The organism is Actinokineospora enzanensis DSM 44649, from assembly GCF_000374445.1.
GTDB classification, from domain to species: Bacteria; Actinomycetota; Actinomycetes; order Mycobacteriales; family Pseudonocardiaceae; genus Actinokineospora; species Actinokineospora enzanensis.
Genome location: NZ_KB894411.1, coordinates 1 through 24,483, shown reverse-complemented (window position 1 = coordinate 24,483; position 24,483 = coordinate 1). Strand labels below are relative to the sequence as shown.

General features: G+C 70.3%; 24 protein-coding genes. 12 read left to right on the top strand and 12 right to left on the bottom strand.

Annotated elements, in window-relative coordinates; genetic code table 11:
• Nucleotides 1-55: 55 nt before the first annotated feature.
• Entirely contained in the window at nt 56-1,570 is a 1,515-nt protein-coding gene (locus C503_RS0113175; RefSeq protein ID WP_018682682.1) for a S8 family peptidase, read from the bottom strand.
• Between the two features lie 157 nt (nt 1,571-1,727).
• Here C503_RS0113175 and trpS point away from each other — a divergent pair, with 157 nt between their 5' ends.
• On the top strand, nt 1,728-2,765 hold the full coding sequence (gene trpS / locus C503_RS0113170; protein ID WP_245572469.1) for a tryptophan--tRNA ligase: 1,038 nt from the start codon (nt 1,728-1,730) through the stop codon (nt 2,763-2,765).
• 7 nt (nt 2,766-2,772) lie between these two features.
• Here the strand turns inward: trpS and C503_RS0113165 are convergent, their stop codons facing one another.
• Together C503_RS0113165 and C503_RS0113160 are read right to left on the bottom strand one after the other, a co-directional pair.
• Nucleotides 2,773-3,438, bottom strand: coding sequence for a hypothetical protein (locus C503_RS0113165; RefSeq protein ID WP_018682680.1), 666 nt, complete (start codon nt 3,436-3,438; stop codon nt 2,773-2,775).
• Between the two features lie 366 nt (nt 3,439-3,804).
• Nucleotides 3,805-4,467, bottom strand: a complete 663-nt coding sequence (locus C503_RS0113160; protein WP_018682679.1) for a hypothetical protein — start codon at nt 4,465-4,467, stop codon at nt 3,805-3,807.
• Between the two features lie 305 nt (nt 4,468-4,772).
• Here C503_RS0113160 and yhjD point away from each other — a divergent pair, with 305 nt between their 5' ends.
• Together yhjD and C503_RS0113150 are read left to right on the top strand one after the other, a co-directional pair.
• Nucleotides 4,773-5,792, top strand: a complete 1,020-nt coding sequence (gene yhjD, locus C503_RS0113155) for an inner membrane protein YhjD (protein ID WP_018682678.1) — start codon at nt 4,773-4,775, stop codon at nt 5,790-5,792.
• A gap of 67 nt (nt 5,793-5,859) precedes the next feature.
• Nucleotides 5,860-6,603: a methyltransferase domain-containing protein gene (locus C503_RS0113150; RefSeq protein WP_018682677.1), complete on the top strand. Its 744-nt coding sequence runs from the start codon at nt 5,860-5,862 to the stop codon at nt 6,601-6,603.
• On the opposite strand, the gene C503_RS0113145 is transcribed toward C503_RS0113150, so the two are convergent.
• Nucleotides 6,590-7,753 carry a saccharopine dehydrogenase family protein gene (locus tag C503_RS0113145; RefSeq protein WP_018682676.1) on the bottom strand — a complete coding sequence of 388 codons (1,164 nt, stop codon included), beginning with the start codon at nt 7,751-7,753 and terminating at the stop codon, nt 6,590-6,592. The genes C503_RS0113150 and C503_RS0113145 overlap by 14 nt on opposite strands.
• A gap of 62 nt (nt 7,754-7,815) precedes the next feature.
• Between C503_RS0113145 and C503_RS43270 the strand changes: the two genes are divergently transcribed.
• Together C503_RS43270 and C503_RS43265 are read left to right on the top strand one after the other, a co-directional pair.
• The gene (locus tag C503_RS43270) at nt 7,816-8,871 is read left to right on the top strand and encodes a hypothetical protein (RefSeq protein WP_018682675.1); all 1,056 of its coding nucleotides are present in this window, start codon (nt 7,816-7,818) and stop codon (nt 8,869-8,871) included.
• A 40-nt stretch (nt 8,872-8,911) separates the two neighbouring features.
• A complete protein-coding gene (locus tag C503_RS43265) occupies nt 8,912-9,967 on the top strand; it encodes a hypothetical protein (protein ID WP_018682674.1) in 1,056 nt (351 codons plus the stop codon).
• 25 nt (nt 9,968-9,992) lie between these two features.
• Here the strand turns inward: C503_RS43265 and C503_RS0113130 are convergent, their stop codons facing one another.
• A complete protein-coding gene (locus tag C503_RS0113130; protein WP_018682673.1) occupies nt 9,993-10,337 on the bottom strand; it encodes a hypothetical protein in 345 nt (114 codons plus the stop codon).
• A 1-nt stretch (nt 10,338) separates the two neighbouring features.
• Nucleotides 10,339-10,566, bottom strand: coding sequence for an SCO4848 family membrane protein (locus C503_RS0113125; RefSeq protein ID WP_018682672.1), 228 nt, complete (start codon nt 10,564-10,566; stop codon nt 10,339-10,341).
• Nucleotides 10,567-10,680: 114 nt separating this feature from the next.
• Here C503_RS0113125 and C503_RS0113120 point away from each other — a divergent pair, with 114 nt between their 5' ends.
• A complete protein-coding gene (locus C503_RS0113120) occupies nt 10,681-12,018 on the top strand; it encodes a D-alanyl-D-alanine carboxypeptidase family protein (protein WP_018682671.1) in 1,338 nt (445 codons plus the stop codon).
• A 1-nt stretch (nt 12,019) separates the two neighbouring features.
• Here the strand turns inward: C503_RS0113120 and C503_RS0113115 are convergent, their stop codons facing one another.
• The 6 genes from C503_RS0113115 to C503_RS0113090 all read right to left on the bottom strand — a co-directional run bounded on the left by C503_RS0113115 (nt 12,020) and on the right by C503_RS0113090 (nt 16,843).
• Nucleotides 12,020-12,457 carry a hypothetical protein gene (locus C503_RS0113115; protein WP_018682670.1) on the bottom strand — a complete coding sequence of 146 codons (438 nt, stop codon included), beginning with the start codon at nt 12,455-12,457 and terminating at the stop codon, nt 12,020-12,022.
• Nucleotides 12,458-12,747: 290 nt separating this feature from the next.
• Entirely contained in the window at nt 12,748-13,533 is a 786-nt protein-coding gene (locus tag C503_RS0113110; protein WP_026316252.1) for a succinate dehydrogenase iron-sulfur subunit, read from the bottom strand.
• Nucleotides 13,533-15,296 (bottom strand): succinate dehydrogenase flavoprotein subunit, encoded by a 1,764-nt coding sequence (gene sdhA, locus C503_RS0113105; RefSeq protein WP_018682668.1) that lies wholly within the window; start codon nt 15,294-15,296, stop codon nt 13,533-13,535. Before sdhA ends, C503_RS0113110 begins: the two co-directional genes overlap by 1 nt.
• A 30-nt stretch (nt 15,297-15,326) precedes the next feature.
• A complete protein-coding gene (locus tag C503_RS0113100) occupies nt 15,327-15,737 on the bottom strand; it encodes a succinate dehydrogenase hydrophobic membrane anchor subunit (protein WP_018682667.1) in 411 nt (136 codons plus the stop codon).
• A 1-nt stretch (nt 15,738) separates the two neighbouring features.
• Entirely contained in the window at nt 15,739-16,170 is a 432-nt protein-coding gene (gene sdhC / locus C503_RS0113095; RefSeq protein WP_018682666.1) for a succinate dehydrogenase, cytochrome b556 subunit, read from the bottom strand.
• Between the two features lie 334 nt (nt 16,171-16,504).
• On the bottom strand, nt 16,505-16,843 hold the full coding sequence (locus tag C503_RS0113090; protein ID WP_018682665.1) for a hypothetical protein: 339 nt from the start codon (nt 16,841-16,843) through the stop codon (nt 16,505-16,507).
• Between the two features lie 508 nt (nt 16,844-17,351).
• On the opposite strand from C503_RS0113090, the gene C503_RS0113085 reads away from it, so the two are divergent.
• From C503_RS0113085 to C503_RS0113060, 6 genes are all read left to right on the top strand, one after another.
• On the top strand, nt 17,352-18,425 hold the full coding sequence (locus C503_RS0113085; protein ID WP_018682664.1) for a BMP family lipoprotein: 1,074 nt from the start codon (nt 17,352-17,354) through the stop codon (nt 18,423-18,425).
• A gap of 110 nt (nt 18,426-18,535) precedes the next feature.
• Nucleotides 18,536-20,086 carry an ABC transporter ATP-binding protein gene (locus C503_RS0113080; protein ID WP_018682663.1) on the top strand — a complete coding sequence of 517 codons (1,551 nt, stop codon included), beginning with the start codon at nt 18,536-18,538 and terminating at the stop codon, nt 20,084-20,086.
• Nucleotides 20,086-21,204: an ABC transporter permease gene (locus C503_RS0113075; RefSeq protein WP_018682662.1), complete on the top strand. Its 1,119-nt coding sequence runs from the start codon at nt 20,086-20,088 to the stop codon at nt 21,202-21,204. The genes C503_RS0113080 and C503_RS0113075 overlap by 1 nt, the downstream gene beginning before the upstream one ends.
• The gene (locus C503_RS0113070; RefSeq protein WP_018682661.1) at nt 21,201-22,457 is read left to right on the top strand and encodes an ABC transporter permease; all 1,257 of its coding nucleotides are present in this window, start codon (nt 21,201-21,203) and stop codon (nt 22,455-22,457) included. The genes C503_RS0113075 and C503_RS0113070 overlap by 4 nt, the downstream gene beginning before the upstream one ends.
• On the top strand, nt 22,454-22,855 hold the full coding sequence (locus C503_RS0113065; protein ID WP_018682660.1) for a cytidine deaminase: 402 nt from the start codon (nt 22,454-22,456) through the stop codon (nt 22,853-22,855). The genes C503_RS0113070 and C503_RS0113065 overlap by 4 nt, the downstream gene beginning before the upstream one ends.
• Nucleotides 22,855-24,135 (top strand): thymidine phosphorylase, encoded by a 1,281-nt coding sequence (locus tag C503_RS0113060; RefSeq protein WP_018682659.1) that lies wholly within the window; start codon nt 22,855-22,857, stop codon nt 24,133-24,135. Before C503_RS0113065 ends, C503_RS0113060 begins: the two co-directional genes overlap by 1 nt.
• Nucleotides 24,136-24,483: the final 348 nt, after the last annotated feature.

Sequence of the window (24,483 nt, the reverse complement as noted above, 5' to 3'; positions counted from 1 at the left end):
CTACGACAAGAGCCCCCGCCGGGCATACCGGCGGGGGCTCGTCTCATCCAGGGAACTACCGCACCGCGTCCAGCGCGTCGATCATGCCCGCGCCGTAGAAGCCGCGGCCGGACGCGCCGCCCTCGCAGACGGCCTTCCACGCGCCGTCGCCGGTCGGGTCGTACACGCCGCCCTCGGGGCAGGGCAGGCGGTCCGCGTCGTGCCGCAGCTCGGCGATGACCCGGTCCGCGGACCAGCTCTTGTGCGTCGAGCGGATCAGCGCGACCACGCCGGTGGTGTGCGGGGACGCCATCGAGGTGCCCTGCTTGTAGCCCCACGCGCCGCCGACCACGGTCGACAGGACGCGGCCGTTGGCGTCCGGGGTGTTCGGGATCTGCTTGCTGTCACCGCCGGGTGCGGTCACGTCCGTCTCGGTGCGGCCGTAGCTGGAGTAGTACGACTTGAGGTTCTGCACCCCGGTCGCCGACACACCCACGACGTCCGGCAGCTCGGCCGGGATGTTCAGGCACTCCGAGCCGGTCTCGCGGGTCTCCGGGGTGCCGTTGTTCGGGCTGCCAGTGTCCACGATGTCGTGCGAGAGGTCCCAGTTGCTGTTGCCCACCGCGGCCACGTTCACCACGCCGCGGCGCGCCGAGTAGTTGACCGCGCGGGTGACCGCGGTGGCGATGGCCCGCTGGTCCGGGTCGTTGCGGCACCACAGGAACCACGGGTCGATGAAGTACGAGTTGTTGGTGACCTTGATGCCGTGCTCGGCCGCCCAGACGAACCCGCAGATCGCGTACTCGGGGTAGATGAAGCCGCCGTCGTCGACGACCTTCACCGAGGCCAGCCGCACGTTCGGGGCGACACCCACGACGCCGATGCCGTTCTTGGCCGCGGCGATGATGCCCGCGACGTGCGTGCCGTGGTCGCTGGTGGTCGGCGCCCACGCGGCGGGCGAGGTGTCCGGCACGCCCTCGTTGGTGCAGCCCGCCGACCGGCTCGGGTCGATGTTCGGGGCCAGGTCGGGGTGGGTGGCCTCGATGCCGGAGTCGAGCACGCCGACCACGACGTCACGGCTGCCGCCGGAGATGCTGTGCGCCTTGTCCGCCTTGATGGCGGTCAGGTTCCACTGGTTCACGCTCAGCGGGTCGCCCGGGTCGGACGGGGTGCCCTTGCCGCCGTTGGTGGTGACGCCCTCGGTGGCCTCGACCTCTTGGGCGCGCACGAACGTCGCGGCGCGCGCGCTCGGCGCCGGGGCGCCCAGCTCGACCAGGTTGCGGGTGGCGCCCGCGGCGCGCACCCCGGACTTGCGGCGGACGGTGCCCGCGAAGTCGGCACTGGCCGAGGTGGCGACCACGACGCCGATCTGCGGCCAGCTCTTGACCACGGTGCCGCCCGCGTCGCGGACCGCGCGTTCCACGCGCGACAGGCTTTGCCCCTCGTCGCCGAGGACGACGAAGTGCGCCGGGGTGGCAGACTCGGCGGCGGGCGCCGCGGCGGCGGTGCCGGTGGACGCGGCGAGCCCGGCGGTGGCCGTGGCGATCGCCAGCGTGGCGCCTAACAGGCGGAGTCTGGATCGTCTCTGCACTGGTTGTACCTCCAGGTGTGGGGCCGGACCGCACCGATGGGGCGCTGGCCGGTCGGCTGCGCCAGAACCTGTCACCTCGGGCGGTTCGCGGCAATCCGCCTTTCGGTCGAGCGCCCCCGCCCGGTGCGGGTGGGACACCGGTTGGGACAATGGGGTGGTGTCGACCGAGCCCACCAGCGCCGAGACCGTGAGCGCGCCCGCGGAGCGCAAGCCGCGGGTGCTGTCCGGCATCCAGCCCACCGCCGACTCCTTCCACCTCGGCAACTACCTGGGCGCGGTCCGTCAGTGGGTCGCCCTGCAGGAGACCCACGAGACCTTCTACTTCCTGGCCGACCTGCACGCGATCACCGTCGAGCACGACCCGAAGCTGCTGCGCAAGCGGTCCAGGGTGTCGGCCGCGCAGCTGCTCGCGCTCGGCCTTGACCCCAAGCGGACCACCCTGTTCGCGCAGAGCCAGGTGCACGAGCACGCCGAGCTGAGCTGGGTGATGCAGTGCCTCACCGGCTACGGCGAGGCCAGCCGGATGACCCAGTTCAAGGACAAGTCCGCCAAGCAGGGCCTGGTGAGCGTGGGCCTGTTCACCTATCCGATCCTGCAGGCCGCCGACATCCTGCTGTATCGGCCGCAGTACGTGCCGGTTGGCGAGGACCAGCGCCAGCACCTGGAGCTGACCCGCGACCTGGCGCAGCGGTTCAACTCCCGGTTCGGCAAGACGTTCACCCCGCCCGAGCCCTACATCCTCAAGGACACCGCCAAGATCTACGACCTGCAGGAACCGGGCGCCAAGATGAGCAAGTCCGCCTCCAGCCCGGCGGGCATCATCGAGCTGCTCGACGACCCGAAGGTGTCCGCGAAGAAGATCCGCTCGGCGGTCACCGACACCGGCCGCGAGGTCGTGTTCGACCCGGAGGGCAAGCCGGGCGTGAGCAACCTGCTCGGCATCTACTCGGCGCTGACCGGCCGTACGGTCGATGACCTGCAGGCCGCTTATGACGGCAAGGGCTATGGGGACCTGAAGAAGGACCTCGGCGAGGTCGTCGCCGAGTTCGTCACCCCGGTGCGGGACCAGGTGAAGTCCTATTTGGACGATCCGGCCGAGCTGGACCGGATCCTGCACGACGGGGCGGAGCGGGCGCGAGAGGTCGCCTCGGGCACGCTCAAGCGGGTCTACGACAAGGTGGGCTTCCTGCCCTAGCCGCGGGCTACCTGTAGTCCAGCTCCCAGGAGTCGCCGTCGAAGGTGGCGTGGGCGTGGGTCTTGCCGTTGGGGAAGGTCACCGACACCGGCGCGACCAGCGCGTCCTCGTCCACCACCGCGCCCGCGGCGTAGCGGGCGAGGGCCAGCCGGTAGGTCGGGTGCGGGTCGAACTCCAGGGTGCGGCCCGGCTCGGTCGGCGCGACGAAGGTGGCGGCGCCGTCCATGCCGACCCCGACACAGCCGCGACGGTACGCGCCCGGACCGGGGACGCTGCCGTCCTGCAGCACGGCGAGCACGCCGTCCGGGTGCGGACCGGGTTCGCGGCGGAAGGCGAAGTCGCGGTCGTAGGCCAGCCGGGCGACGTTGTAGCGGGCCAGTCGGGCGTCCAGGATGCCGCCGCGGCCGTAGTCCACACCGGCGTGCAGGTTGCCCTGGCGGCCCCAGACGAAGCTGTAGTTCAGCGCCCAGTCCAGCGCGACGGTCGCCTGCGGCCTGCACAACCGGGCCAACCACACCAATCGGACGGCTCCGTCCGGGAGCGTCGCGGAGTCCTGGTACAGCACCGCGTTTCGACCATCCACAGTGGACATGTTGGTCACCGTCAGAGTGTGCTGGGCGCCCAGCGAGGCAACCAGGTCGGCGACGTCGACGCCCTGGATGGTCTGCGTCATCGGGGTACTTCCTTCGTCCGGGGACAAGCGGATTCCGCCGACGTTAGGCCCCGGTCGCCCGACGGCGAACCATGATCACCCGATTTACCCGAAACTGTGCCCGTTCGGACGATTGCCGGGTCGGAATCTCGCCGGGGGCCGGTCATCCGGGCGAGGAGATGGTCTCCGCGCGGGCGCCATGCTGTGGCCGGCTGGCGCACGTACCCCCTTGCTCCGACTGGACCAACGCGACGCCGACCACGCGACTCGTCATCGGTACCTGATTCCCGGACGGACCGGTTCGTACCTACCGCGAGCAGACTGGATGGCCGGGCGAACGCAATGCGGGGCAGCGCCGATCGGACGCTGCCCCGCGAGTGGGTGTGGTCAGGAGTAGGTGACCACCCACGACTTGCCGTCGAACACGCAGTCGGCGATGGTGTTGCCCGCCTTGAACATGATGTTCTCCGGGTTGGTCATGCCGCTCTCGTCGACCACCGTGCCCGCGTTGAACCGCGCGAACGCGATCCAGTACTGCGGGTGCGGGTCGAACTGGGCCTGGTAGTTGGGTTCGGTCGGCAGCACGAACGTGCCCGCGCCGCTCATGCCGATGCCGACGCAGCCCTGGTTGGGGTTGCCGGAACCGGGGACGGAGTGGTCCTGGGAGATCAGCAGCGAGCCCTTGTCGCCGTTGCCCTGGCCGTGGAAGAGGAAACCGTCGTCGATGTACGACAGGCTCACCACGTTCTCGGCGGCGAGATCCGCCGCCAGCTCCTGGCCCGCCTCGTAGTCCACCCCGGGGTGCAGGTCGCCCTGTTGGCCCCACACGAAGTTGTAGTCCAGCTGCCAGTTGAACGAGACCCGGGTGGCCGGGTGGCACATCTTGCTCAGCCAGGCCAGCGTGTGCGCGTCCGAGGGGATCCGCGGCGAGGACTGGAAGACGATCGCGTTGTGGCCCTCCAGCTCGGAGTCGTTGCGGATCCGGATGCTGTAGGCGGTGCCGAGCAGCGGGATCAAGTCGGACACGTCGATGTCGAGGGCGCTGGACATGCGAGTTTCCCCTTTGTTCCGGAGGGATCGGCCCGGGACGGTGGGCCGATTCCCACGGTAGTACCGAATTCCGGCTCGGTGAAACAACTCCCACACGAAGGTGTCCGACGGTCTGTGGAATGCCATTTCCACGACACGCAGAATGGTGCACTGAATTCCGATCTTAGTGCGTTCGGGTGGCCGTCGAGGACGCTCCGGTCCATTTGGCACAGTCCGGGTGGGTGTCCGGTGTGCGGGCGAACGCGCAGGGTGCGGCCAGTGCCGCGAAGATCTTTCGCGTTGCGGGCGGCGGGCGTCCCAGTAGAGTGACGGTGGTGACCGAGAACGAGTCGAGGCTGGCCCGGCTGCGCCGCAGGCGCCCCGGTATCGACCACCTGATCCGGGCCTTCGACGCGTTCACCGAACGCTACGGCAACCACTTCGCCGCATCGATCACGTACTTCAGCGTGCTCTCGCTGTTCCCGCTCACCCTGATCGCCTTCGCCGTCCTCGGCTTCGTGCTCGCCGACCAGCCCGCCACCCTCGACCAGGTCCGCTCCAGTGTCATCGCCGCGGCCCCCACCAACCTGCACGGCCTGCTCGACGACCTGGTGAAGACCGCCATCGACGAGCGCGGCAAGGTCGGCGTCATCGGCCTGCTCACCGCCGCCTACACCGGCCTCGGCTGGATGAGCAACCTGCGCGACGCGCTGACCGCGCAGTGGGGGCACAAGCTGGTCCCGCCGCCGTTCCTGCGCGGCATCGTCGTCGACCTGCTCTCGCTGCTCGGCCTCGGCCTCGCCATCGGTGTGTCGTTCGGCCTCAGCGCGCTCGGCGGAGGTCTCGCCGACACCCTGCTCGACGCCATCGGCCTCGGCGGCTACGGCTGGGCCAAGGTCGTGCTGATCGTGGTGACCACGGTGCTCTCGATCGGCGCCAACTGGTTGGTGTTCCTCTGGGTGATCGCCCGCCTGCCGCGCCGCCCGGTCGGCGTCCGCAGCGCGGTCCGCGGCGCGCTGGCCGCGGCGATCGGCTTCGAGATCCTGAAATGGGTCGGCACCCTCTACCTGAACGTCGTGCTGGGCGGCCCGCTCGGCTCGTTGATCGGCCCGATCATCGGTCTGCTGGTGTTCGCCAACCTGGTCTCCCGCTTCCTGCTGTTCATCACCGCCTGGACGGCCACCGCCGCCGAGAACATGACCACCGAGCCGCCCGTCGCCCCAGGCCCCGCGCTGATCCAGCCGGTCCTGGAGGTCTCCCGCGCGCCCCGGCTGCGCGAGGCCGTCGGCTTGGTCGGCCTCGGCGCCCTGCTCGGCCTCGCCTTCCGCGGCAGGCGCCGTTCCTGACCCATCCGCACAACATCCACACCGCGCGGGCACATCCCGCGCACGCGTGCTCGGTTCACTGGGTGGTATGCGCGACCCGGACAAGATCGAGTACCTCGACCACGTCGGTTCCAGCGCGGTCGGCCGCGCCTACAAACGGCATCTGCTCGGCCTGTTGAACCCCGGCCCCGGGGACACCGCCCTGGACGTCGGCTGCGGGCCCGGCGTCGACCTGGCCGACCTCGCCGCCCGCGCCGGGACGGTCATCGGGGTCGACGACGACCCGCGCGTGATCGCCCACGCCCGCGACCGCCACCCCACCCTGGACCTCCGGATCGGCGATGCGCACCGGTTACCGGTCGACGACGCCGCCATCGACCGCGCCCGCGTCGACCGGGTGCTGCACCAGGTCGACGACCCGACCGCCGTGCTCGCCGAGGTGCGCCGGGTGCTGCGCCCCGGCGGCACCGCGGTGCTGGCGCAACCGGACTACACGACCCTCGCGGTCGACCCCGGCGACTGGCGCACAACCCGTGCCATCAGCGACTTCGTCTGCGAATCGGTCATCCCCAATCCGGCCGTCGGCCGGACATTGCCGCGGCTCGCCCGCGCGGTCGGCCTGACGGTGCGCACGGTTCTCACCACCGCGCCGCTGTTCGACGACCACACCGGCGCCGACCGCACGCTCGGCCTGACCCGCAACGCGGAGCGCGCGGTCGTCGCGGGCGCGCTCGACCGGGCGGCGGCCGACGCGTGGCTGGCCGCGCTCGACACCGGGCCGTTCCTGGCCACCATGGTCCTGGTGGTCGTCGTGGTCGCTAACGGCTCGTGAAGCCGATCCCGGCGGCGACCAGCCGGTCCAGCAGCGCGTCGCCCATGGCGGTCGCCGGGGTCACCTGGCCAGCGGTCGGCGGCAGGTCGTCGAAGGCCAGGCACAGCGCGGACTCGGCGAGCATCTTGGCGGTCTCGTCGTAGCCGGGATCGCCGCCGGTGATCTCGGTGCGCACTCGCTTCCCGCCGCCCTCGGCCAGGAACGTGACCTTGAACCACGACCGCGCCCGCTGCTCCGGCGTCGGCCCGTCCCCGGCCGGTTTCCTGGCCAGCAGCCACTCCCGGGTCGGCCGCAGCTGGGCCAGCGCGATCATCGCGCCGACCCCGCCCGCCAGACCCAACGCGGTGCGCAACCGCTTGACGGCGACGTAGTGGCCATAGGAGAACCGCGGCCCGTAGCGGTCCAGGGCACGTGCCGAACGCAGCACCACCTGGGGGTCGATCGTCGGCGCGGGCAACGCCCACGCGTCCAGCACGGCCACCCGTTTCGGGCGGACGGCCGTTCCCCGGACCTGCCGCCCCACCGGACGCGCCTCCAGGCGGCGACGGTCGCGGGCGGCCTGGGCGAGGGAACGCAGCCGGGAGAAGGCGGTGACCGCGGAATGGAACGTGCCGCCGGAGACCGTGGCGGAAGCCTGCATGAAACCCTCGACGGCGATCGGCACGTCGTCCGGGAACTGCCGAACCGTGTAATAGACGCCCAGGTCGTACGGGATCGAGTCGAAACCGCACGAATGCACCAGCCGCGCCCCCGTCTCGACCGCGCGGGCGTGGTGGCGGACATAGGCCCGGTCCACGAACTCGGGCTCACCGGTCAGGTCGACGTAGTCCGTGCCTGCCTCCGCGCACGCCGCCACCACCGGCTCGCCGTGCGCGATGTACGGGCCCACGGTCGTGATCACCACCCGGGCGGCCGACGCGACCGCGCGCACCGACGCCGGGTCGGTCGCGTCGGCGGTCAGCAGCGGCAGTTTCGTCAGGGCCGGATCGATCGCGGCCAACCGGTCCCGGACCGCCGCGAGTTTGTCCCGGTTCCGTCCCGCCAGCGCCCACCGCGTGCCCGCGGGCGCGTGCCGGGCCAGGTACTCGGCGGTCAGGGTGCCGGTGAAGCCGGTCGCTCCGAACAGGACGATGTCGTATTCCCGGGCCATGCCCCAGGAGCCTACCCGCTGGTAACAAGCGCCGCGCGGGCTCGCGCGGAAGACTGCCTGGCGTGGGCGACATGGACTTCTTCGCGGACCTGGTCACCACCGGCACCGTGCTCGGCCTCGACCACACCAGCGACCTGGACGAGGTCGTCGCGGTCCTCGGCGACGGGCTCACCAAACCCCTGCACGACGACCCGGAACTCTGGGAGTACCAGATCACCGACACCGGCCTGGTCGAGTTCGGCTGGTGCCGCCCCGGCGCAGGCCACCCATGGGAGGTGACCCACTTCGGCGCCCAGGCGCACCGGCTGGAGTTCCTCAAAGGACGCGCGGGCCGGGCCCTGGTCGACCGCTACGGCAAGTTCCGCCGCAAGCCGCTGCGCTTCGCCGACCTCGACGCCGCCGTGCGCGAACGCGGCTTCGCCCTGGTACCCGACCCGGCCGCGGGCGACGACCACGCCTGCGAGAGCGGCTCCGGCATCTCCGTGGTCACCAGCGCCGACGGGGGACCGGTCAAGGCGGGAGTGGTACTCAAGGTGCTGGGCAGCACCCGCGACCCCGGCCGGCGCCGCTACCACCGACTGTCCACAGAGCAACGAGCCGAGTTCGTGCCCACCGTGCGCGCCCTGCTCGCCGAACCGGACGCGCACGCCTGGCTCGACCGGTACGACCGCGCGTCCGGTCCGGACCGTGAGCACTGGTGGTTCCTGTTGACCGACGGCCTTTTCCGCATCAAACCACACCCGATCCGGTTGATACTCATGGTGTTGCGCGAGGCCGCCGCGCGAAAGGTCAACGCGCCGGGCGAGGACGCCGCCTGGTTGATCGCGGAAGCCTTGCGGGCCGGTCAGGTCCTCGACGAGCGCGAGCTCCGCGAGCATCTCGCCGCGGGCGCGCGCCTCTGGCTGGGTGATCCTCCCGCGGACCTTCCCGAGGCCGCGAAGTTGACCACCGCGACCTCGTTGACACCGGCCGAGATCCGGCTGTCCCGCCTGCTCCGCGACCAGATCCACGTTGTCGCGACGGCATTGCCGCGACTCGCCGAACAGTCCACTGTAGATCGCCTACGGTCGTGGACGGCACTGAAACCCCGGCTGCTGCGGGGTCCCCTGTTCGGATGAACCTTCGGCCGCGCGGCGCGTCCGCTGTGACACTTCGAGCATGAGCGACATCGACTTCTACGCGGACCTGGTCACCACCGGAACCGTCCTCGGCCTGGACCACACCAGCGAGCTCGGCGAGGTCGAGGGCGTCATGGGGGCCGAGCACACCCACCCATCGCACCAGGACCCCGGCCTCTGGGACGGGCGCACCACCGACACCGGCCTGGTCGAGTTCGGCTGGCACCGGTCCGCTGTGGACGCGCCATGGGAGGTCACCTACTTCGGCGCCCAGATCCACCGCCTGCGCCAGCTCGACGGGCACGTCGTGGACGCCCTCGGCGACCGCTACGGCTCCTTCCGCCGCGGCCACCTGCGCTTCGCCGAGCTGGAGGGCGCGGTCCGCGAACGCGGCTTCAACCTGATCCCGCAGCCCCGCCACGCCGACGGCAGCGAGTGCGTCTGCGAGCCAACCACCGGCCTGTCGGTGTCCACCGGCACCGCCGCCGAGCACGCCATCGGCGACGTCTACAACGTGCTCGGCAGCGCCGTGCCACCGCACCCCGGCCGGATGGCGGTCATGTCCGCGGTCGCCGACCTGGCCTTCCGCTACGACATCGACCCCGACGAGGCCCTGGTCTGGCTCAACCGACACGACCCGGTCGCCGACCGCGCCGCCTGGTGGGCCCGCCTGATCCGCGGCGTACTCGCTCTCAACCAGTACCCGCTCGCGTTCATGCTGCTGCGCGAGGCCCTCGCCCGCGGCGTGAACCCGGCGGCGGGCGACGACGCGGCCTGGCTCATCACCACCGCCGACGAGGCCGGGCACAACCCCGACCCGTCGACCCCGGTGAACGAGGAGGAACGCCTCGCCCAGTTCGACCTCGGCGTGCGTGCTTGGCTGGCAAACCCGCCCGCCGACCTGACCGAGGCGTCCCGGCTGAGCAGCACCGGCTCGCTCGAACCGAGCGAGATCCGAACGTCGCGCAGGCTGCGCAACCACATCCACATCGTGGAGAAGGCGCTGCCCCTGGTCACCGACCCGACCCTCGCCGACCAGGTGCGCCCGTGGTCGGCCATCAAGCCCGACCTGATCCGCCGCCCGCTGTTCGACTAGGACCTATGCAGGACCTATGCAGGGCCTATGTCCAGAAGACGGCCAGGCCGGTGTTCAGCACCACCAGCCCACCCAGCGTGGGCGTCAGCCAGCGCGGGTTGTCCCGCTTGGCGATGAACGCGAACGCCAGTACCGCGATCACGACCACCACCAGCAGCTTCACCCCCAACTTCACATGGTTGTAGTGCGCGCCGGTCGCCGGTGCCAGCACCATCAGCAGGATGCCGGTCAGCAGCTGCAGGCCCGCGCCGTGCAGCCAGCCCTTGTTGACCTCGCCGGTCCGCGCGCGCAGCTGCAGCAGGAACGTGCCGATCAGCACGCCCATGCCCAGCAGGTGCAGGAAGACCAGCAGGTGTCGGACGAAGTCCACGTCAACTCCCTCGTCGTGCTCGGAAGGCCCGCCAGCCGATGACCCCGATGATGGTGCCGAACAGCAGCGAGGCCGCCGTCAGCAGGGCGTGCACGACGAAGAACCCCGTCGGCCCGTCCGCCCACGAACGCGGGTCGACCCAGACGTTGCGCAGGAACATCGGCCAGATGACCCACGACCAGAGCCCGAAGGCGAGCAGGAACAGGGCGGACCGGCGGCTGAGCGTCACACGGGCAGTATCCAGCGCCGGGGTCGGGTGCCCACGTGTGGGTGATAGGGCGGATCGTGGCCGGATCGTGACAGGCCTTAGTCTGCAGGGGTGCGCTTCGCAGCCCGCAGGACCGTGACCGCTCTGCTCGTGACGCTGTGCGCCCTCGTCCTCGCGGCCCTGGTCGCGACGCCCGGGGCGGCGGCGCAGAGCCCCCGGAAGGCGCAGCAGCCGCAGCCTTCCGGCGGCCAGACACCCACCACGACCGGCAACTCCGCGCCAACGGGCGCCCAGTGCCAGAACCACGACCGCCCGCCGCCGCCGGTCGACACCTCCGAGGAGCCCAAGCCGGGCCAGAGCACGCCGCAGGCACTCCCCGTGCCCGAGGAGCCGGTCGGCGGCACACGGATGGGTGAATGCGGGATGGTCACCCCACCCGGCGCCAAGGCCGCCATCGCGGGCGACGTGGTGTCCGCGTCCTGGATCGTCGCCGACCTGGACAGCGGCGCCGTGCTCGCCGCCAAGGACCCGCACGCCAGGGAACGCCCGGCCTCCCTGATCAAGACCCTGCTGGCCATCGTGGTCATCCGCGAGCTGCGGATGGACGAGGTGGTCGTCGGCACCCAGGAGGACGCCGAGCAGGAGGGCACCAAGGTCGGCATCGGACCCGGCGGCCAGTACACCGTCCGCCAGCTGCTCCAGGCCCTGCTCATGCGCTCCGGCAACGACGCCGCGCACGCCCTGGCCGCCCGGCTCGGCGGCGTGCCCACCGCGCTGGACAAGATGAACGCCCTGGCCAAGGAGCTCGGCGCGCTGGACACCCGCGCGGCCACCACGTCCGGCCTGGACGGACCGGGCATGAGCACCTCGGCCTACGACCTGATCCTGGTCTTCCGCGCGGCCATGAAGCACAAGGAGTTCGCCGAGGCGGTCGGCACCAAGACGATCGACTTCCCCGGGTACGCGAACAAGCCCGGCTACAAGGTCGTCAACGACAACAAGCTCCTGGGCCGCTACCAGGGCTTCCTGGGCGGTAAGACCGGCTTCACCGACGACGCGCGACACACCTACGTCGGCGCGGCCGAGCGCACCGGCAAACGCATCGCGGTCGTGCTGGTACGCGGCGAACAGACGCCGTCGCTGATGGTGGACCAGGGCTCGCGACTGCTCGACTACGGGTTCGCCCTGCTGACCGAGAACGCCAAGCCGGTGGGCGTCCTGGTCGACCACGCGCCGGAGGCCCAGCCCAAGCCGAACACCGGCCTGAGCAACGCCCCGGCCAACTCGGACTCGGCCCCCGCCCCGTCCGCACAGGGCGCCGCCGCCCCGGCCACGGCCGACACGGACCGATCGGCCTTCGGCAACTACGGCGCCCCACTGGTCGCCCTGGCGGGTGCGGCGGTGGTGGTCGCGCTCGGCCTGTGGCTCCGCCAGAAGCGGGCCCGAGCGGCGCGCGCCCGCCGAACCGGGTGACTCAGGCGCCCAGCGGGACCAGCGCCCAAACCTGCCCCGACACACCCGACGCGGCGGCGGTGACCCGGTCGGTGGCTGCGGTGAGCAGCTTGCCGGAGGTGTTGACGATGGCGAGGCCGTCACCGACCGACCGGATGTCGAACGCCTGGTTGCGCATCCCGGTGCACGAGTCGATCCAGACCCGGCCGTCGTCGCTGGTGAGGCACTGGCCGTCGTAGCCGATGGTGTAGCCGGGGGCCCCATCGGCATCGACGATCCACGCCGAGTCGGACGAACCGCAGGCCACCAGGGACACGGGCGCCATGCTGTTGCCCACACACCCGGCCCGCGAGACCGATCTCAACGAGTAGGTTCCCGGCGCGACATCCGCCCACGCGGTTCCGGCCATCATCAGGGTCAAGGCGGCGGCGACGGCCCCGCGCGTCAGGTATCCGGTCATACCTCGGACATAACCGGATGGCGTGCACCCTGACCTGCACACTCACCCGACGGCAGGGTCACGCCACCCGGTCGGGCGCTGCCCTGGCCATGCCTGCCCGACGCAAGCCATGATCCCCGCCGGTGGACTGATCGGGGGGATGTGGACAACCGGCAGGGGACCCCTGTTCTTATCCTGCCTGCTGGAGCCGACAGCGCGCGCGAAGTTGTCCACAGGGGTGCGGATCGCCCCGGAGACACCGCTGCCCGGGGCATCAAGCCCCGGGCAGCGGAAACATCCACAACAGACAGTCAGCGGCGGAACAACAATGCCCGCTTGACCTCCTGAATAGCCTTGGTCACCTGAATCCCACGCGGACACGCATCGGTGCAGTTGAACGTGGTACGGCACCGCCAAACACCTTCGGCGTCGTTCAGGATGTCCAGCCGCTCCTCCGCCCCCTCGTCACGCGAGTCGAAGATGAAGCGGTGCGCGTTCACGATCGCCGCTGGCCCGAAGTAGCTGCCCTCGTTCCAGAACACCGGGCAGGACGTCGTGCAGCAGGCGCAGAGAATGCACTTCGTCGTGTCGTCGAAGCGTTCGCGGTCGGCGGCGGACTGGATGCGTTCCCGGGTCGGTTCGTTTCCGTAGGTGATCAGGAATGGCTTGACCGCGCGGAACGCCTCCATGAAGGGTTCCATGTCGACCAGCAGGTCCTTGTTCACCGGCAGGCCCTTGATCGGCGCCACGGTGATCGTGGTGTGCTTGCCGCCGCCCGACAGCAGGTCCTTCACCAGTACCTTGCACGCCAACCGGTTCACGCCGTTGATCTGCATGGCGTCCGAGCCGCAGATTCCGTGCGCGCAGGAGCGGCGGAAGGTGAGCGTGCCGTCCAGGTACCACTTGACGTAGTGCAGCAGGTTCAGCACGCGATCGGTGGGCAGCGCGGGCACCCCGAAGGACTCCCAGCGCGGCTCCGAGTCGGTCTCCGGGTTGAACCGCTGGATCCGGACGGTGATGGTGACTGCGCCGTCCGGCACCGGCGGCTGGTCCCCGCGCGCGCCGGACGACACACGGTCCACAGTTGCAGCAGTCATCAGTACTTCCGCTCCATCGGCTTGTACCGGGTGAAGGTCACCGGCTTGTAGTCCAGCCGGATGTCGCTCTTGAGACCGTCGCCCTGCTTGTAGAACATGCTGTGCCGCATGTAGTTCGTGTCGTCGCGGTTCGGGTAGTCCTCGCGGGCGTGACCGCCGCGCGACTCCTTGCGCTCCAGCGCGCCTATGACCAGGACCTCGGCCAGCTCAAGCAGGAAGCCCAATTCCACCGCCTCCAGCAGGTCGGTGTTGAACCGCTTCCCCTTGTCCTGCACCGAGATGTGCGCGTAGCGGTCCTTCAACGCCTGCACGTCGTGCAGCGCCTGCTTCAGCGTCTCCTCGGTGCGGTACACCGACGCGTTCGCGTCCATAGTGGCCTGAAGCTCGGTGCGGATGTCCGCCACCCGCTCCTTGCCGTGCTCGGACAGCACCAGCTCCAGCTGCGCCTGCACCACCGCAGCGGGCGTCTCCGGCAGGTCGATCAGCTCGTGGTTGGCCGCGTACCGCGCCGCCGCCAAGCCCGCGCGACGACCGAACACGTTGATGTCCAGCAGCGAGTTGGTGCCCAGCCGGTTCGCACCGTGCACCGACACACACGCGCACTCGCCCGCCGCGTACAGGCCGGGGACCACGGTGTCGTTGTCCCGCAGCACCTCGCCGTGGATGTTGGTGGGGATGCCGCCCATCGCGTAGTGCGCCGTCGGGTACACCGGCACCGGCTCGGTCACCGGGTCCACCGCCAGGTAGGTGCGGGCGAACTCGGTGATGTCCGGCAGCTTGCTCTCCAGCACCTCGGCGCCCAGGTGCGTGCAGTCCAGCAGCACGTAGTCCTTGTTCGGGCCCGCGCCGCGCCCCTCCAGCACCTCCAGCGCCATCGACCGGGCCACGATGTCACGTGGCGCCAGGTCCTTGATGGTCGGCGCGTACCGCTCCATGAACCGCTCGCCCGCCGCGTTGCGCAGGATCGCGCCCTCGCCGCGCGCGCCCTCGGTGAGCAGGATGCCCAGGCCCGCCAGGCCGGTCGGGTGGAACTGGTAGAACTCCATGTCCTCCAGCGGCAGGCCCTTGCGGAAGATGATGCCCATGCCGTCACCGGTGAGGGTGTGCGCGTTGGACGTCGTCTTGAACACCTTGCCGAACCCGCCGGTCGCGAACACCACGGCCTTGGCCTGGAACACGTGGATCTCGCCGGTGGCCAGCTCGTAGGCCACCGCGCCGGTGCACACCGGGCCGTTCTCGGTCTCGGTCAGGCAGATGTCGAGCACGTAGAACTCGTTGAAGAACTCGATGCCGTGCTTGACGCAGTTCTGGTACAGCGTCTGCAGGATCATGTGCCCGGTGCGGTCGGCCGCATAGCAGGCCCGGCGCACGGCGGCCTCGCCGTGGTTACGGGTGTGCCCGCCGAACCGGCGCTGGTCGATGCGGCCCTCGGGGGTCCGGTTGAACGGCAGCCCCATCTTCTCCAGGTCGAGGACCGCGTCGATGGCCTCCTTCGCCATCACCTCGGCGGCGTCCTGGTCGACCAGGTAGTCGCCGCCCTTGATGGTGTCGAAGGTGTGCCACTCCCAGTTGTCCTCCTCGACGTTGGCCAGCGCGGCGCACATGCCGCCCTGGGCCGCGCCGGTGTGCGACCGGGTCGGGTAGAGCTTGGTGAGCACGGCGGTGCGCGGCGCGTGGCCCGCCTCGGTGGCCGCCGCCAGCGCCGCGCGCATGCCCGCGCCGCCCGCGCCGACGATCACCACGTCGTACCTGTGGAACTGCATGGATATCCGCTTTCGCCGGTGGTGGGAGCGTCAGTTCGCCGGGATCGTGGCGTCGAAGGTGAAGATCACGTACGAGCCCAGCGCCAGGATCAGCACCATCGACACGTAGAGCATGATCTTCAGCCAGAACCGGGTGGCGTCCTTGCGGGCGTAGTCGTTGATCACGGTGCGCAGCCCGTTGCCGCCGTGGATCTCCGCCAGCCACAGCATCGACAGGTCCCAGAACTGCCAGAACGGGCTGGACCAGCGGCCAGCCACGAACGCGAAGTTGATCCGGTGCACCCCGCCGTCGAGAATGTTCATGATCAGCAGGTGGCCGAGCACCAGGATGATCAGCGCCAGCCCGGAGATCCGCATGAACAGCCAGGAGGCCAGCTCGAAGTTGCCGCGTCGGGCCGCCGGGCGCCGAGGGGAGCGGGGCTTGTCCAGGGCGAGCGTCATCTCAGTTGCCTCCGAACAGCTCGCGCACGGTGCGCTCCAGCATGAAGTACGCGCCGGGGACCATCACCACGACCCAGATGCCGAGGATCGTCCACAGCATCGGCTTCTGCAGCCGGGGACCCTTGGACCAGAAGTCCACCAGCAGCACGCGCAGACCGTTGAGCGCGTGGTACAGGACCGCGCCGACCAGTCCGACCTCGATGAGGTTGACGATCGGGGTCTTGTAGGTCTCGATGACCTCGTCGTAGGCGTTGGGCGAGACCCGCACCAGGGCGGTGTCCAGCACGTGCGCGAAGAGGAAGAAGAAGGTGAGCACGCCGGTGATCCGGTGGGCTACCCAGGACCACATGCCCGGGTCGCCGCGGTAGAGCGTCCCGGTGCGCCGGGACCCGCGCGCCGCCACCTTCTCGGTGGCGCTGGCCGAGTCGGACATCGGTAGCCTGCCTCCAACGTCGCTGATGGACTTGTGCCGCCCATGCGGGTACTCCACACGAAACGGGCTTGACTCAAGGGATGCTAGACCCGACAAGTCGAGCGCACCCAACCCGCCAATCCCCTCTGTGACGGACGAGACACGGGCTTTCGCCCCAATGCCCGGTCGTGAGGTGCGGTTCGCGAGGCGGATGCCCGTGTTGGTGACGGAGCGTGTTGTTGACGGTGCCTCCGGGGCGTGCGCCGGACGCGGAACAGCCCCCACCCGACCGGGGATGTCCGATGCGGACACGAACGGCGGGGGTGGGGGCTGTTCAGTGGGTCGGCACGTTCTATCAGGACGACGCGTCGATCCAGGCCTTGCCGATGTGGCAGTTGTAATGATCGCCCTCCAGCCAGCCCGTGTACACGCGGCCACTTGCGCTGCTACGGGAGACATAGGGGCTGTAGATGTCGATCGAGTAAGGGTAGTGGGGGGAATAGCAGGTGGCCCCGACGCGGAACCCGCCGAAGCCCGAATCGCACCAGCCACGGACCTCGTTGAGGTTGGTGTCGATTGGGGCGACGCAGTTGTAGACCGTGGCAGCGGCCTCCGGTGCGGTGAGGACGATGGCCGCGGCGGTGAGGCCCACGCCGAGGCCGGACGCCGCGATGCGGCGCAGGATGGTTTTCATTTTATCCCCAGAGACATCGAGCTGACGTTTGGAATGCGCGTCGACGCGACTCGTTGATTGAGTCGAAGTCCAGAACTCCCCAGTTTTCCCGGCGCGTCCGCCGATAATCAACACTTTACGGCGGAAGGAGTGATTCGGACAGCGCCGAACGAGTGAAGGGTCGGTTCGACGAGTGCTCTGACCAAGAGTGACTGGATCGTGCAAGCGCCCGATCGGTCGGGCGCTCGGCTCGCGGTGGCCTGAATCGACCACGGTCGGACCCCTAGACGTCCACTCTGGACCACGTGAGCCCCCTTGCGCCGTCCTGATCAGCCGGTACGCACGCGTCGAACGGCCCGGGTACCACCCGGTGGTGTCGTCGAGTGGCCCGGCCGGGTGGCGTGACTCAACAATTGGATTACGCCCTGGGTCGTATCCCGGCCCGCGTCGTACCGGGGAGTACGGTCCTGCGGAACAAGCCGCGTCCGGCTCGCGTCGGGCGCCACGCGAGATCCGGAAGGAGAAAGCCTTGCGCCGAACGCGAGGAGTTCGTCTCGCCGCAGGCCTGCTGGCGCTGGGCCTCGGTCTGGCAGGCTGCGGGTCGAAGAACAACGACTCCGGCAGCAGCGGGGGGACCACGACCGCGGGCAGTGCGGCCGCGGCCAACCTCAAGATCGGGCTCGCCTACGACATCGGCGGCCGCGGCGACCAGTCCTTCAACGACTCCGCCGCGCGCGGCCTGGACAAGGCCAAGTCCGAGTTCGGCTTCGAGGTCAAGGAGCTGGAGGCGGCCGCGGGCGAGACCGAGGCGCAGAAGGAGGACCGGCTGCGCCAGCTCGTCGAGGGCGGCTACAACCCGGTCATCGCGGTCGGCTTCGCCTACGCCGAGTCGGTCGGCAAGGTGGCCGGGGACACCCCGGACGTGCAGTTCGCCATCATCGACGACGCCACCGACGGCGTCGACGTCGGCAAGAACATCGCCAACCTGACCTTCGCCGAGAACGAGGGCTCCTACCTCGTCGGCGCGGCGGCGGCGCTGAAGAGCAAGACCGGCAACGTCGGCTTCGTCGGCGGCGTCAACACGCCGCTGATCCAGAAGTTCGAGGTCGGCTTCACCATGGGCGTCAAGGCTGTGAAGGCGGACGCGACGGTGCAGGTCAAGTACCTGACCCAGCCGCCGGACTACACCGGCTTCAACGACCCGGCCAAGGGCGAGACCGCGGCCAAGGGCATGTTCGACGCGGGCGCCGACATCGTCTACGCGGCCGCTGGCGGCTCCGGCAACGGCGTGTTCAAGGCCGCCAAGGCCAACACCAAGCTGGGCATCGGCGTCGACTCCGACCAGTACAACCAGCCCGCGCTGGCCGATGTCAAGGACGTGATCATCACCTCGATGATCAAGAAGGTGGACGTCGCCGTGTACGACTTCATCTCCTCGGTCAAGAACGGCAAGTTCGTCGCGGGCCAGAAGGTCTACGACCTCAAGGCGGGCGGCGTCGACTACGCCACCAGCGGCGGCAAGATCGACGACATCAAGGCCAAGCTGGACGACTACAAGCAGAAGATCATCTCCGGCGAGATCAAGGTGCCGGAGAAGAAGTAGCGGCGCGACCGGATCGCGACGGGCCCGGCGACCGCACCAGCGGCCCCGGGCCCGTCGGCATCCGGCCCCCTCCCCGTCAAGTCCCCCTGCCAGCGACAAAGGATTCGGCCGTGTCAACGGAGCCACCAGCGGGCAGCACCACCCTCGCCCCAGCCGTCCAGTTGTCCGGGATCACCAAGCGCTTCCCCGGCGTCGTCGCCAACTCCGATGTCGACATCACCGTCCGCGCGGGCACCGTGCACGCGCTGGTCGGCGAGAACGGCGCGGGCAAGTCGACCCTGATGAAGATCCTCTACGGCATGCAGCCGCCGGACGAGGGCACCATCGCCATCGACGGCGTGCCGACCGCCTTCGCCTCCCCGGCCGACGCCATCCGCGCGGGCATCGGCATGGTGCACCAGCACTTCATGCTCGCCGACAACCTCACCGTGCTGGAGAACGTCGTCCTGGGCAGTGAGCCCCGCAAGGGCCTCGGCCTGGACTTCACCGCCGCCCGCGCCCGCATCCGCGAGATCTCCGACGCCTACGGCCTGGACATCGAACCGGACCGGCTGGTCGACGACCTCGGCGTCGGCGAACGCCAGCGGGTCGAGATCCTCAAGGTCCTCTACCGCGGCGCCCGCATCCTCATCCTGGACGAGCCCACCGCCGTGCTGGTGCCGCAGGAGGTCGACGAGCTGTTCGGCAACCTGCGCGAGCTCAAGGCCGAGGGCCTCACCATCCTGTTCATCTCGCACAAGCTCGACGAGGTGCTCTCCGTCGCCGACGACATCACCGTCATCCGCCGCGGCACCACCGTCGCCAGCGTGTCCCCGGCCGACGTCACCGCGCGCAAGCTCGCCGAGCTGATGGTCGGCAGCGCGCTGCCGGTGCCGGAGCTGCGCGAGTCCACCGTCACCGCGACCGAGGTGCTCACCGTCACCGGCCTCACCGTGACCAGCGCCGACGGCCGCCCCGTCCTCGACGACATCTCCTTCACCATCCACGCTGGCGAGGTACTCGGCATCGCGGGCGTCGAGGGCAACGGCCAGGCCGAGCTGGTCGAGGCACTGATGGGCATCCGCACCCCGAACGCGGGCACCATCACCCTCGCGGGCCGCGACATCACCCGCGACTCCACCCGGCACCGCCGCGAGGCGGGCATGGGCTACATCCCCGAGGACCGGCACCGCCAAGGCGTCCTGCTGGAGGCCACCCTCTGGGAGAACCGCGTCCTGGGCCACCAGACCCGGCCGCCCAACGTCCGCGGCCCGCTGCTCGACCGGCGCGGCGCCAAGGCCGACACCGAGCGCATCGTCGCCGAGTACGACGTGCGCACCCCCTCCATCGACGTCAACGCCGCCGCCCTCTCCGGCGGCAACCAGCAGAAGCTCATCGTCGGCCGGGAGATGAGCGGCGACCCCGTCGTGCTCATCGCCTCGCACCCCACCCGCGGCGTCGACGTCGGCGCCCAGGCCGCCATCTGGGACCACATCCGCCGCGCCCGCGCCGACCGGCTCGCCGTACTGCTCATCTCCGCCGACCTCGACGAGCTGATCGGCATGTCCGACACCCTCGCGGTGATCCTGCGCGGCAGGCTCGTCGCCGAACACGACCCGGCCACCGTCACCCCGGAGCAGCTCGGCTCCGCGATGACCGGCGCGGGGCGGGAGGAAGGCTGATGCGCTCGCTCACCCCCCGGTCCGTCCTGTTGGGACTCATCGCCCCGGTCGGCGCCCTGGTCTTCGCCGCTGCCGTGTCCGCGGTCATCCTGCTGGCCACCGGCCACGACCCGTTCGACACCGTGGACGCCATGGCCACCGCGGCCCAGCGCCCGCGCACCCTGGTCAACTCGCTCAACACCGCCACCTCCTACTACCTGTCCGCGGTGGCGGTCGCCATCGGCTTCCGGATGAAGCTGTTCAACATCGGCGTCGACGGCCAGTACCGGTTCGCCGCCCTGCTCGCCGCGGGCCTCGCGGGCGCCGCGTTCATGGACTCGCTGCCCTCGTTCGTCCGGGTCGCGCTCACCATCCTGGCCGCCATGCTCGTCGGCGCCGCCTGGGCCGGACTGGCCGCGCTGCTCAAGGTCACCCGCGGCGTCTCCGAGGTGATCTCCACGATCATGCTCAACGCCATCGCCACCTACCTGGTCTCCTACCTCAACAGCCCGGAGCGGCTCGCGGTCAGCACCGCGGGCAGCAACAACATCGGCACGCCGAAGATCACCGAGGGCGGCCGGGTGCCCGGCTTCGAGATCGAGGGCTCCTCAAGCAAGGTCTTCGGCCTGGTGTTCCTGGCCGTGCTGGTCGGCTTCCTCTACTGGTTCGTGCTCTCCCGCACCCGCTTCGGCTTCGAGCTCAAGGCCACCGGCCTGTCCGAGTCCGCCGCGGTGGCCAGCGGCGTCAGCGTGAAGAAGATGGTCATCGTCTCGATGCTGCTCTCCGGCGCGGTCGCGGGCCTGGTCGGCATGCCCGAGCTGCTCGGCTCCTCCTACAGCTACTCGCTCAACTTCCCGGTCGGCGTCGGCTTCATCGGCATCGCCGTGGCCCTGCTCGGCCGCAACCACCCCATCGGCATGGCCATCGCCGCGCTGCTCTGGGGCTTCCTGTTCAACACCGCGAACTCGCTGGACACCGCGGGCGTGCCGCGCGAGATCGTGGACATCATGCAGGGCGTGATCGTGCTGTCCGTCGTCGTCGCCTACGAACTCGTCCGCCGCTACCGGGTGCGCGCCGAACAGCGGGCCGTCGGCCACGCGCTGGGCCGCACCAAGACCGCAGAGGAGGTGACCGCGTGACCGGCGGCGGGCTGTCGGTGGGGCTGGAGACCGCCCCGCCCAAGCGGGGCAGGCGCGTCTCGCCCATGGTGTACCTGATCGCCGCCGTGGCCGGGCTCGCGGTGGTGTCGCTGGTGCGCGTGCTCACCGGCGCCAACGACCTCACCTCGGCGGGCACCACCCAGGCCGCGCTGACCGCCGCCGTGCCGCTGGCCATGGCCGCGCTCGGCGGCCTGTGGACCGAGCGCGCGGGCGTGGTCAACATCGGCCTGGAAGGCATGATGGTGCTCGGCACCTTCGGCGCCGGTTACGCGGGCTACCAGTGGGGGCCGTGGGCCGCCGTCGTGTTCGGCCTGCTGCTCGGCGTCGTCGGCGGTGCCCTGCACGCCGTCGCCACCGTCACCTTCGGCGTCGACCACATCATCTCCGGTGTCGCGATCAACCTGCTCGCCCCCGGCGCGGCGCTGTTCCTGTCCAAGGAGTACTTCGCCAAGGCCCCCGGCGGCGGGCAGAAGCAGTCGCCGCCGATCGAGGACGCGCAGAAGATCACCATTCCCGGGCTCTCCGACTGGCTGGGCACGATCGAGGGCAAGCACTGGTTCCTGCTCTCCGACCTGGCCGGACTGCTGCGCGGCGTCACCACCCAGCTGTCGCTGCTGACCGTGCTGGCCGTGCTGCTGATCATCGGCACCGCGTGGGTGCTGTGGCGCTCGCCGTTCGGGCTGCGCCTGCGCTCCTGCGGCGAGGCCCCGGCCGCGGCGGAGTCGTTGGGCGTCAACGTCTACCGCTACAAGTACATCGCGGTGATCGCGTCCGGCGCGTTCGCAGGCCTGGGCGGCGCGTTCCTGGCGGTCAGCTCCGGCCAGTACCGCGACGGGCAGACCGGCGGCCGCGGCTTCATCGGCCTGGCCGCCATGATCTTCGGCAACTGGCGGCCCGGCGGCCTGGCCACCGGCGCGACCCTGTTCGGCTACACGGATGCCATGGCACTGCGCAACTCCGCGGCCGTGCACGCGCTGTTGTTGTTGCTGGCCATCGCTTTGCTGGTGGTCGCGGTGATGCAGTACCGGTCCGGCCACAACGTACTGTCCGGTGTGGCCGCCGCGATCGGTGTGCTGTTCGGCTGGTGGTTCTTCGCCAGCGACCAGGTACCGCCGGAGCTCGTCGGCGCCGCACCGTATGTGGTGACGCTGCTGGTCCTCGGGCTCGCGTCGCAACGACTCCGACCGCCGCGCATGGGCGGCGAACCCTACCGGCGGGGGCAGGGCGCGTGACCGTCGACTGGGACGCCCTGCGCGCCGCCGCCGTCTCCGCCGCCGCGCTGGCCTACTGCCCCTACTCGGGGCTGCGGGTCGGCGCGGCGGCCCTGGTCGACGACGGCCGCGTGATCACCGGCTGCAACGTCGAGAACGCCTCCTACGGCCTGGCCCTGTGCGCCGAATGCACGCTGGCGGGCCAACTCCGACTCACCGGCGGCGGCCGCCTGGTCGCCCTCGCCTGCCGCGGCGGCGACGGCGAACTTCTCATGCCCTGCGGCCGCTGCCGCCAGGTGATCTACGAGCTCGGCGGTCCGGACTGCCTCGTCGACACCCCCGACGGCCCGGCCCCGATGACCACCGTCCTCCCGCACGCCTTCGGCCCGCACGACCTGCCCGCGAAGGGAACCCCCTGATGGAGCCGTTCACCGCCATCGACGTCATCCGCGCCAAGCGGGACCGCGAGCGCCTGTCGGACGACCACATCGACTGGGTGGTGGACGCCTACACCCGCGGCGTGGTCGCCGACGAACAGATGTCGGCCCTGGCCATGGCCATCTTCCTGAACGGCATGGACGCCGACGAGATCACCCGCTGGACCGCCGCCATGGTCTCCTCCGGCGAGACCCTGTCCCTGGACGTCGACCGCCCCACCGTCGACAAGCACTCCACCGGCGGCGTCGGCGACAAGATCACCCTCCCGCTGGCCCCGCTGGTCGCCGCGTGCGGGGCGGCCGTGCCACAACTGTCCGGCCGCGGCCTCGGACACACCGGCGGCACGCTCGACAAACTGGAGTCCATCCCGGGCTGGCGCGCACAGCTGACCCTGCCCGAGATCCAGGCCCAGCTCACCTCCGTCGGCGCGGTCATCTGCGCGGCGACCGAGGGCCTGGCCCCCGCGGACCGCAAGCTCTACGCCCTGCGCGACGTGACCTCCACCGTCGAGTGCATCCCGCTGATCGCCAGCTCCATCATGAGCAAGAAGATCGCCGAAGGCGCGGACGCCCTGGTACTGGACGTGAAATACGGCTCCGGCGCCTTCATGAAGACCTACGCGGACGCGCGCGCGCTCGCCGAGACCATGGTGGCCATCGGGATCGGCCGCGGCCTGCGGATCTCCGCCCTGCTCACGGACATGTCGGTCCCCTTGGGCCACGCGGTCGGCAACGCGGTCGAGGTAGCGGAGTCGGTCGAGGTCCTGCGCGGCGGCGGCCCCGCGGACGTGGTCGAACTGACCGTGGAACTGGCCCGCGAGATGCTGTCCCTGGCCGGGGTGTCCGATGTGGACCCAGCCGTGGTACTCGCCTCCGGCCAGGCCTACGAGGTCTGGGCCCGCATGATCCGCGCCCAAGGCGGCGACCCGGACGCCGAGCTCCCCCGCCCCGCACACGTCCACGTCGTGCCCGCACCCGCCACCGGCATCGTGTCCCACCTGGACGCCTACGCCATCGGCGTCGCCGCCTGGCGCCTGGGCGCGGGCCGGGCCCGCAAGGAAGACCCGGTCCAGGCCGCCGCCGGAATCCTCTGCCACGCCAAACCCGGCGCCCGGGTCGCGGAAGGCGACCCTCTGCTGGAACTGCACACCGACACCCCCGAAGCCATCCCGGCCGCCCTGACCGCCCTCCAAGATGCCTACGCCATTACCGACACCGCCCCAGCCCGCCCACCCCTGATCACCGAAACCATCCGCGGCTGACCCCGGCAGCCCGAACAAGATCCTTTCGCACCCCCGGCACACACACCAGGGCACACCCCTCCCTCCCGGCAGGGGGTCGGCAAAGTCGGTTGCCCGGTGTATGGGTCGGGCACGGTCTCGTTGATCATGTGATTGCTGATGTCGCATGATCGTTGGAGAGCCGTGCCCGTGGTGGAATCCTGCCTGATGCCTGCTGCGTTCGATCGTCTGGCCCTGGGTGTGGTGCCGGGGCGGGGTGTGGAGTGGGTGGCTGACCTGCGGGATTATCTGGCTCGGGTGCCTGATCCGCGGGATCGGCGGGGTGTGCGGTATCCGGTGGGGTCGTTGCTGGCGTTGGCCGCGGCGGCG

Excerpts from the sequence above, each read along its gene's own strand:
- C503_RS43265 (WP_018682674.1), top strand. The coding sequence starts at position 8,912 with ATGAGCGACATCGACTTCTACGCGGACCTGGTCACCACCGGAACCGTC.
- sdhC (WP_018682666.1), bottom strand. The coding sequence starts at position 16,170 with ATGTCCGACTCGGCCAGCGCCACCGAGAAGGTGGCGGCGCGCGGGTCC.
- C503_RS0113060 (WP_018682659.1), top strand. The coding sequence starts at position 22,855 with ATGGAGCCGTTCACCGCCATCGACGTCATCCGCGCCAAGCGGGACCGC.
- C503_RS0113100 (WP_018682667.1), bottom strand. The coding sequence starts at position 15,737 with ATGACGCTCGCCCTGGACAAGCCCCGCTCCCCTCGGCGCCCGGCGGCC.
- C503_RS0113145 (WP_018682676.1), bottom strand. The coding sequence starts at position 7,753 with ATGGCCCGGGAATACGACATCGTCCTGTTCGGAGCGACCGGCTTCACC.
- C503_RS0113165 (WP_018682680.1), bottom strand. The coding sequence starts at position 3,438 with ATGACGCAGACCATCCAGGGCGTCGACGTCGCCGACCTGGTTGCCTCG.
- sdhA (WP_018682668.1), bottom strand. The coding sequence starts at position 15,296 with ATGCAGTTCCACAGGTACGACGTGGTGATCGTCGGCGCGGGCGGCGCG.
- C503_RS0113115 (WP_018682670.1), bottom strand. The coding sequence starts at position 12,457 with ATGACCGGATACCTGACGCGCGGGGCCGTCGCCGCCGCCTTGACCCTG.
- C503_RS0113090 (WP_018682665.1), bottom strand. The coding sequence starts at position 16,843 with ATGAAAACCATCCTGCGCCGCATCGCGGCGTCCGGCCTCGGCGTGGGC.
- C503_RS0113075 (WP_018682662.1), top strand. The coding sequence starts at position 20,086 with ATGCGCTCGCTCACCCCCCGGTCCGTCCTGTTGGGACTCATCGCCCCG.
- C503_RS0113150 (WP_018682677.1), top strand. The coding sequence starts at position 5,860 with ATGCGCGACCCGGACAAGATCGAGTACCTCGACCACGTCGGTTCCAGC.
- C503_RS0113160 (WP_018682679.1), bottom strand. The coding sequence starts at position 4,467 with ATGTCCAGCGCCCTCGACATCGACGTGTCCGACTTGATCCCGCTGCTC.
- C503_RS0113110 (WP_026316252.1), bottom strand. The coding sequence starts at position 13,533 with ATGACTGCTGCAACTGTGGACCGTGTGTCGTCCGGCGCGCGCGGGGAC.